Source organism: Salegentibacter sp. (assembly GCF_036568425.1).
Lineage (GTDB): Bacteria > Bacteroidota > Bacteroidia > Flavobacteriales > Flavobacteriaceae > Salegentibacter.
This window is the reverse complement of the sequence record NZ_DATCSO010000112.1, coordinates 1-7,052: the sequence shown is the minus strand read 5'-3', so window position 1 is coordinate 7,052 and position 7,052 is coordinate 1. Positions and strand designations below refer to the sequence as shown.

At 41.9% G+C, this 7,052-nt stretch carries 6 protein-coding genes and 1 pseudogene; 5 read left to right on the top strand and 2 right to left on the bottom strand.

Translation table 11 applies throughout. From position 1 onward, the window contains the following. Nucleotides 1-118: 118 nt before the first annotated feature. From VIM94_RS11280 to lptB, 4 genes are all read left to right on the top strand, one after another. Entirely contained in the window at nucleotides 119-1,084 is a 966-nt protein-coding gene (locus VIM94_RS11280) for a KpsF/GutQ family sugar-phosphate isomerase (RefSeq protein ID WP_332039401.1), read from the top strand. Next, complete coding sequence (tatC, locus tag VIM94_RS11275) at nucleotides 1,084-1,923, top strand: twin-arginine translocase subunit TatC (protein ID WP_332039400.1); 840 nt, start codon at nucleotides 1,084-1,086, stop codon at nucleotides 1,921-1,923. The genes VIM94_RS11280 and tatC overlap by 1 nt, the downstream gene beginning before the upstream one ends. Then, entirely contained in the window at nucleotides 1,913-2,263 is a 351-nt protein-coding gene (locus VIM94_RS11270; protein WP_332039399.1) for a carboxymuconolactone decarboxylase family protein, read from the top strand. The genes tatC and VIM94_RS11270 overlap by 11 nt, the downstream gene beginning before the upstream one ends. Nucleotides 2,264-2,405: 142 nt before the next feature. Further along, the gene (gene lptB, locus VIM94_RS11265) at nucleotides 2,406-3,146 is read left to right on the top strand and encodes an LPS export ABC transporter ATP-binding protein (protein WP_332039398.1); all 741 of its coding nucleotides are present in this window, start codon (nucleotides 2,406-2,408) and stop codon (nucleotides 3,144-3,146) included. A 15-nt stretch (nucleotides 3,147-3,161) separates the two neighbouring features. Here lptB and VIM94_RS11260 read toward each other — a convergent pair whose 3' ends face one another. Beyond that, a complete protein-coding gene (locus VIM94_RS11260; RefSeq protein ID WP_332039397.1) occupies nucleotides 3,162-3,920 on the bottom strand; it encodes a CDP-alcohol phosphatidyltransferase family protein in 759 nt (252 codons plus the stop codon). A gap of 147 nt (nucleotides 3,921-4,067) precedes the next feature. Between VIM94_RS11260 and lnt the strand changes: the two genes are divergently transcribed. Then, nucleotides 4,068-5,666, top strand: a complete 1,599-nt coding sequence (gene lnt, locus VIM94_RS11255; protein ID WP_332039396.1) for an apolipoprotein N-acyltransferase — start codon at nucleotides 4,068-4,070, stop codon at nucleotides 5,664-5,666. Nucleotides 5,667-6,236: 570 nt separating this feature from the next. Here lnt and VIM94_RS11250 read toward each other — a convergent pair. Beyond that, a pseudogene (locus VIM94_RS11250) lies at nucleotides 6,237-7,052 on the bottom strand (hypothetical protein); the annotation flags it as partial.

Genomic DNA, 7,052 nt, shown 5'->3' with positions numbered 1-7,052 from the left:
TAGCTGTTGGTGTAAATCAATTTCCTTCAAACTCATTCAATTGTGTTACAATTTTACATACATTTGCAAATTAAAGATACATATTTCTTTAGACTCACAATTCATAATTTTATCTAATTTGAAACTCCAGGAAAAAATTCTGATTGCTGCCCGAGAAACTATTTCCATTGAAGCCAAAGCGATTGGCAATTTAGAACATCTTCTTGATAATGAGTTCGTTGAAGCTGTAGAAAAAATTTATCATTCCAAAGGAAGAGTGGTGGTTACCGGAATAGGAAAAAGTGCCATTATCGCAAGTAAGATCGTAGCTACTTTAAATTCTACCGGCACCCCGGCCATTTTTATGCACGCAGCCGATGCCATTCATGGTGACCTGGGGAACATCCAGAAAGATGATGTTGTAATTTGTATCTCTAAAAGTGGAAACAGCCCCGAGATCAAGGTCCTGGTTCCCTTTATAAAAGACTTTAAAAACCCTCTTATTGGAATTACCGGAGATAAAAATTCATTCCTGGGCCAGGAAGCAGACTTTGTCCTTAATTCTTATGTAGAAAAGGAAGCCTGTCCTAATAATCTGGCTCCTACCACCAGCACCACGGCACAAATGGTCTTGGGCGATGCGCTGGCCATAGCGCTGGTTAATCTGAAAGGTTTTTCCCGAAAAGATTTTGCTAAATACCATCCGGGAGGTTCGCTTGGCAAGAAACTCTACTTGCGGGTAAGCGATATCACAGCCCAGAATCAAAAACCAGTTGTTTCACCTAACACTTCGGTTACCGATGCGATTATAGAAATTTCAGAAAAAATGCTGGGTGTTACTGCCGTAATTGAAGATAATAAAATCATTGGGATAATTACTGATGGTGATATAAGACGAATGTTAAAAAACAACACCGAATTCAAAAATCTTACCGCGAGAGATATCATGAGCCATAATCCAAAAACCATAGATCAGGACACTCTTGCCGTTGATGCTCTGGATATGCTCGAAGAAAACAAGATATCCCAGCTCCTGGCCGTAGAAAACGGAAAATACGCGGGTGTTGTCCATATTCATAATCTAATTAGAGAAGGAATTTTATAATGAAGCAAATTGGGACCCCACAAGATGAAATGTCTTTCTTAGACCATCTGGAAGATTTGCGTTGGCATTTAATACGTGCCACCCTGGCTGTAGTAATTGCAGGAAGTATCGCATTTCTGGCGAAAGGATTTATTTTCGATATTTTACTTTTTGGCCCTAGCAAAGGAAGTTTCTTCTCCTACGATATTCTTTGCCGTATCTCCTCTGCCCTTGGTATAGACGGGGGTTTTTGTTTTGACGAAATGCCCTTCCGCATACAGAGTAGAACTATGGGTGGACAATTCTCTGCCCACGTTTGGACTTCGATCACCGCAGGTTTTATCATAGCCTTTCCGTATGTGATCTATGAATTCTGGAAATTCGTTTCCCCTGCCATGCATAACAATGAACGTAAATATGCCAAAGGATTTATTTTTATCTCATCCCTCTTATTTTTTACAGGAGTGATTTTTGGATATTACGTGGTTACCCCGCTTTCTATTAATTTCCTTGGAAAATACCAGGTTAGCGAAACCGTGTTTAACGATTTTGACCTCAGTAGTTATATTGGGCTGGTAAGGGCTTCTGTGCTGGCAAGCGGACTCATCTTTGAATTACCCATCCTGATTTATTTTCTTACGCGAATAGGAATTGTAACCCCAGCTTTTCTGAAGAAATATAGAAAATACGCATTAGTACTGGTATTGATACTTTCAGCAATAATCACTCCACCGGATATTGTGAGTCAGATTATTGTAGCTATCCCGGTACTTGTTCTTTATGAAGTAAGTATCCTGATCTCTAAGGTGATCTATAAACAGGAACAACGAAAATTAAAAAGACAAGGCTATGAAAAATAAAGTAGAAGAGTTCAATGAATACCGGGCTCAAATGAATGAAAAGATCCTGGGAGAAAATAACAAGGTTCTGAAAAGGATTTTCAATCTTGATACCAATGCCTTCACAGAAGGTGCCCTCGATAAAAGAACAAAAGAGCTTCTCGGGCTGGTGGCTTCACTGGTACTAAGGTGCGACGATTGTGTTAAATACCACCTGGAAAGCAGCTACAAAGCGAACATAAGCCGCGAAGAGGTTATGGAGACTCTCAGTATAGGAACTCTTGTGGGAGGTACTATTGTGATACCTCACCTGCGCAGGGCTTTTGAATACTGGGAAGAGCTGGAAGAAGTGAAAGAATAAGGCTGGTATAATTAATGTATCTTAGTGCACTAAAATTTGCAGAAGGAAACCTGCATGTTGCTGGATTCAAAAATGGCAACACACAGGATTAGGTTTTTAAGCCTGTACCTATTGCCAAATCCTGATTAAAAATTACAAACAGATGAAATTACGTGCTGAAAACTTAGTTAAGACCTATAAAGGAAAAGCAGTTGTAAAAGGCATCTCCATCGAGGTTAATCAGGGGGAGATCGTGGGCCTTCTGGGCCCTAACGGTGCCGGAAAAACCACCTCTTTCTACATGATCGTAGGCCTTATAAAACCCAACGGAGGCCAGATCTTTCTCGACAAAGCCAATATCACTAAGTACCCTATGTATAAAAGGGCGCAGCACGGAATTGGTTACCTCGCCCAGGAAGCTTCAGTTTTTAGAAAATTAAGCATAGAGGATAACATAATGAGCGTACTGGAACTTACCGACCTTTCCAAAAAAGAACGCCACGAAAAGATGGAATCTCTCATAGAAGAATTTGGTCTTTCCCATATTCGTAAAAACAGGGGAGATCTCCTTAGTGGGGGAGAGCGCCGGCGGACTGAGATCGCCAGAGCCCTGGCTACCAACCCTAATTTCATTCTTCTCGATGAACCTTTTGCAGGGGTTGATCCCGTAGCAGTAGAAGATATTCAACGTATTGTAGCTCAGTTAAAGAACAAGAATATAGGAATTCTAATCACCGACCATAATGTGCAGGAAACACTTGCCATTACCGACCGTACTTACCTTATGTTTGAAGGTAGCATCCTGAAACACGGAATACCTGAAGAACTCGCCGAAGACGAAATGGTAAGAAAAGTATATCTCGGAAAGAATTTTGAGCTTCGGAAGAAAAAGATTTTCGATTAAATTCTGCTAAAATATTTACACTTCCTTTTTTCCCGGTGCCAGTACCGAAAGCAATACATAGCTTACAATAATGAGCGGAATTGCAATAAATCTGAAAAATACGATTAAAACCAGGCACCACAGCAGGAAAAAATAGCGCAGTTTATTATTGGAAAAAGACCAATCGCTGAATTTAAGTGCGAATAGTTTGATCTCGGCATTAAGCAAATAACAGCTTAAAAGAGTTAAGCCGATAAGGAACCATTCATTCAGCACTAAGGAAGATACTAGCTCCCCGGGTTGAAAAGTAAGGATTAAAGGCAAACTCAGGATCAACATGGCATTGGCCGGGGTTGGGAGCCCTATAAAAGAATCGGTTTGGCGATCGTCTACATTAAATTTTGCCAGCCTGAAAGCCGAAGCCAGGGTAATAAACAAGCCGATAAGCGCCAAAGTATTAAAATTCCATTCCCACCAGGTCCCCTGGATACTCCATTCGGTAGTTGCGGCTGCACCCGGATTAGGGAGAGCCTTGCTTAGCATCTGGTACATCACAATTCCCGGCACTACCCCACTAGTTACCACATCGGCCAGGGAATCCAACTGCAGTCCAACTTCGCTTTTAACATCCAAAACTCTGGCAGCAAGACCATCAAAAAAATCAAAGAAAACACCAGCAGCCACGAACAAAGCTGCCATAATTAAATTCCCCTGTACGGCAAAGATCACCGCTATGGTTCCGCTTAAAAGATTCAGATGAGTGATGAGGTTTGGAACGTATTTTTTAATGGCCATTGGTTTAGTTTTTGGTAAAAGTACTAAAGTAAAATTTAGGTGAGGCCGAGTGCTAAAAATTTTCAAAAAAGAGACTTTAAAGTATTTTTCATGAGCCAATCTTAAAAACAAGCTACAGTTTCCTATTTTTGAAAAGAATATCGAAATATGAAAAATCTTTTATACGCCCTACTCTCCGGAATTTTACTTGCCCTGGCCTGGCCAACCTATGGTTTTCCATTAGTGTTGTTTTTCGCCTTTGTCCCCCTGCTCTATGCAGAATTCAAACTGCGGAATTTCTCTAAGCGATTAACGGGCTGGAAAGTCTTTGGACTTGCCTACCTGAGTTTCTTCATTTGGAATCTCACCACCACCTACTGGCTTTATTTCAGTACAGCTTTTGGAGGTGCTTTCGCTGTACTCGTAAACTCCCTGCTAATGGCGCTGGTTTTTATGCTGTACCATGTAGTGGCTAAACGCACCGGATTTGGAGCGGCCGCAACTTTTTTGGTGAGCATCTGGATGGTCTTCGAAAAACTCCATCTGAACTGGGAATTTTCCTGGCCCTGGCTTAACCTCGGCAATGCCTTTTCTGAATATCATAACTGGGTGCAATGGTACGAATACACCGGTACATTTGGAGGAACACTTTGGGTGTGGCTGGTGAATATTGCTGTTTTTAAAGCCGCAATCCTTTACAGAGAGTATCAAGATAAGGCTATAATTTACCGCGGAATTTTTAAATCTGCACTATTTATTCTCGTGCCACTGGGAATTTCGTGGATAATTCTCGCCACTTACGAACCGGAAGGGGAGCCATTGGAGGTGGTGATCCTGCAGCCCAATATCGATCCCTATACCGAAAAATATAATGTTAACGACACCCGGATAGGAGAACTCTTACTGGACCTTGCTGAAGTGAAAACCACAGGAAGAACCAGGCTTCTGGTGGCTCCTGAAACGGTTTTTGCAGATGGCACCGTCCTCCCGAATTTTGAAAGATCGGAAGCTGCTTTTTTCAGTAGGCAACTTTTAAACCGTTATCCCAACATCAATTTTTTAAGCGGAATTTCCTTCTATGAACGCTTCAGCGACCCGAATAAGGTAAGGGAACAAAGCAATTACCTTGGACCAAATGACTGGTACGACGATTATAATTCAGCATTTATGATGAATAATACCGATTCCACCCAGCTTTATCATAAATCCAAACTGGTAGTTGGGGTTGAGAATTTCCCTTACCAGGATGTTCTTAAACCAATATTAGGAGATGTCATGATTGACCTGGGCGGAACTGTCGCCATGAAAACCACCCAGGAGGAACGCTCGGTCTTTGAGATGGAAAACGGGAAAGCAGCTGCAGCCGCACCCATCATCTGTTATGAATCGGTTTATGGAGATTATGTTACCGGTTATATCAGAAATGGCGCAGGTTTCCTGAGTATAATCACCAATGATGCCTGGTGGGGTAATACCCAGGGTCATAAACAACACCTGAGCTACGCTAAATTAAGGGCAATTGAAACCCGAAAAGATGTGGTGAGGAGTGCTAATACGGGAATCTCAGCCTTTATAGATCAAAAGGGAAATATTGTTAAAAGCCTGGGCTACGAGAAGCAAGGCAGTATTAAATCTGAAATTTTGGTGAATAACACGCAGACTTTTTACGTGCAATACGGGGATTATCTCGCCCGGATAGCACAATTTTTGGCTTTATTCGTTTTTCTCTTTGCGATGGTTAAATACCGGAGGACAAGGCCGTCTTAGAATTCTGCTAATTAGGGATTGATTAATTCGGGATTGGTTAATTCGTTGATTGAGAATAGAATTGGAGAGCTGGAACTTTTAATCGGTTCCCGATACAATCCCGATTTGCATCGGGATCCTTCGAACCCAACGGGGTGGTATTAACTCATAATTACTTTGATTAAAAAGGTGTTGACTTCGAGTGGGTTATTATGCAGCGAGAGCAGAATAAAAAGTTGTATCGAGAAGTCTTGGGTGTTCGTAATATTAAGGGTTCTCAACCCCTTTACTACCCTAAGGCTTTGCAAAGGCACTCGAAACCAAAGGACTACCCGCACACGTTTGGTGTCTTTTTAAATTATAATTACAAACGTTGACTTCGAGTGGGTTTTTATGCAGCGAGAGCGGAATAAAAAGTTGTATCGAGAAGTCTTGGGTGTTCGTAACTCAAGCCTGTTCTGCCACGAATACACGAATGAATTTTCTTTTCCTTATTCCGGAAGGTTATGGACTTTTAGGTACCTCTATGAATTTCCAAAAAACTACAAACGCTAAACCTCAACAATCAAACTACCGTCTTAGGACTACAGCCTAGCGACTACTAAGAACAAACTCCAGTGTATCGACAATATCCCCGTATTCATCAACCTTTATTTCAAAAGGAATTGCCTCCGGTTCTGAAGTATAACCCAGGTTGTCAAGTTGCTCCCGGTCTATTTCAGCGGTGTATTTACCGGGTTTGAGTCCCAGATAGGTAAAATACCCATCCCCTTCGCTGAGAATTCTGGCGGCCTTATTTCCTTTTTCATCAAAAATATTTACGATTATCCTGCCTTGTCCTCGCAGCCCGTTATCATCAACATACACCATTCCTCCCACTTCTCCCATCACCTCTACCGGAACATGAATTTCCTGAAAATGATTAGGCAGGGTATGTACCCTGATCTTGGGGTTAGGGATCTTCCAGGCGATATTATCTAAACTCACCGGATCTATTTCAAGAACCATATCTATATAAGGCTGCAAATCACGAATCCTCAGAACAGTTTCGTTTTCATGATAGCTTAACCTACCGGTGCGGTTCTTCAACTCCATTCCCGGAACCCCGGGCTCCATGGGATCACGTTGCCCATTTCCGTTAAAATCGAGGAAGGGAATTATCGTTAGGCCAGCCTTTGACATCGCACTTCGGTTACTGGCAAGTATTTGCCCGGTATTGTCATCCAGCATCATACTTCCCCGCGCCGATTGTACAAAGGAAGTATTTCTGTTCCCAATTCTGGAGGTAAGAGAAGTCTGAGCGAAATCCAGCGCATAGCGAAAACCGACTTCAAAAATATGGGCATCCCGAAGGAAATTATTTTCATAAGCCAGGTTCAGAAAACCACGCTCAAAGATGGGACGTTC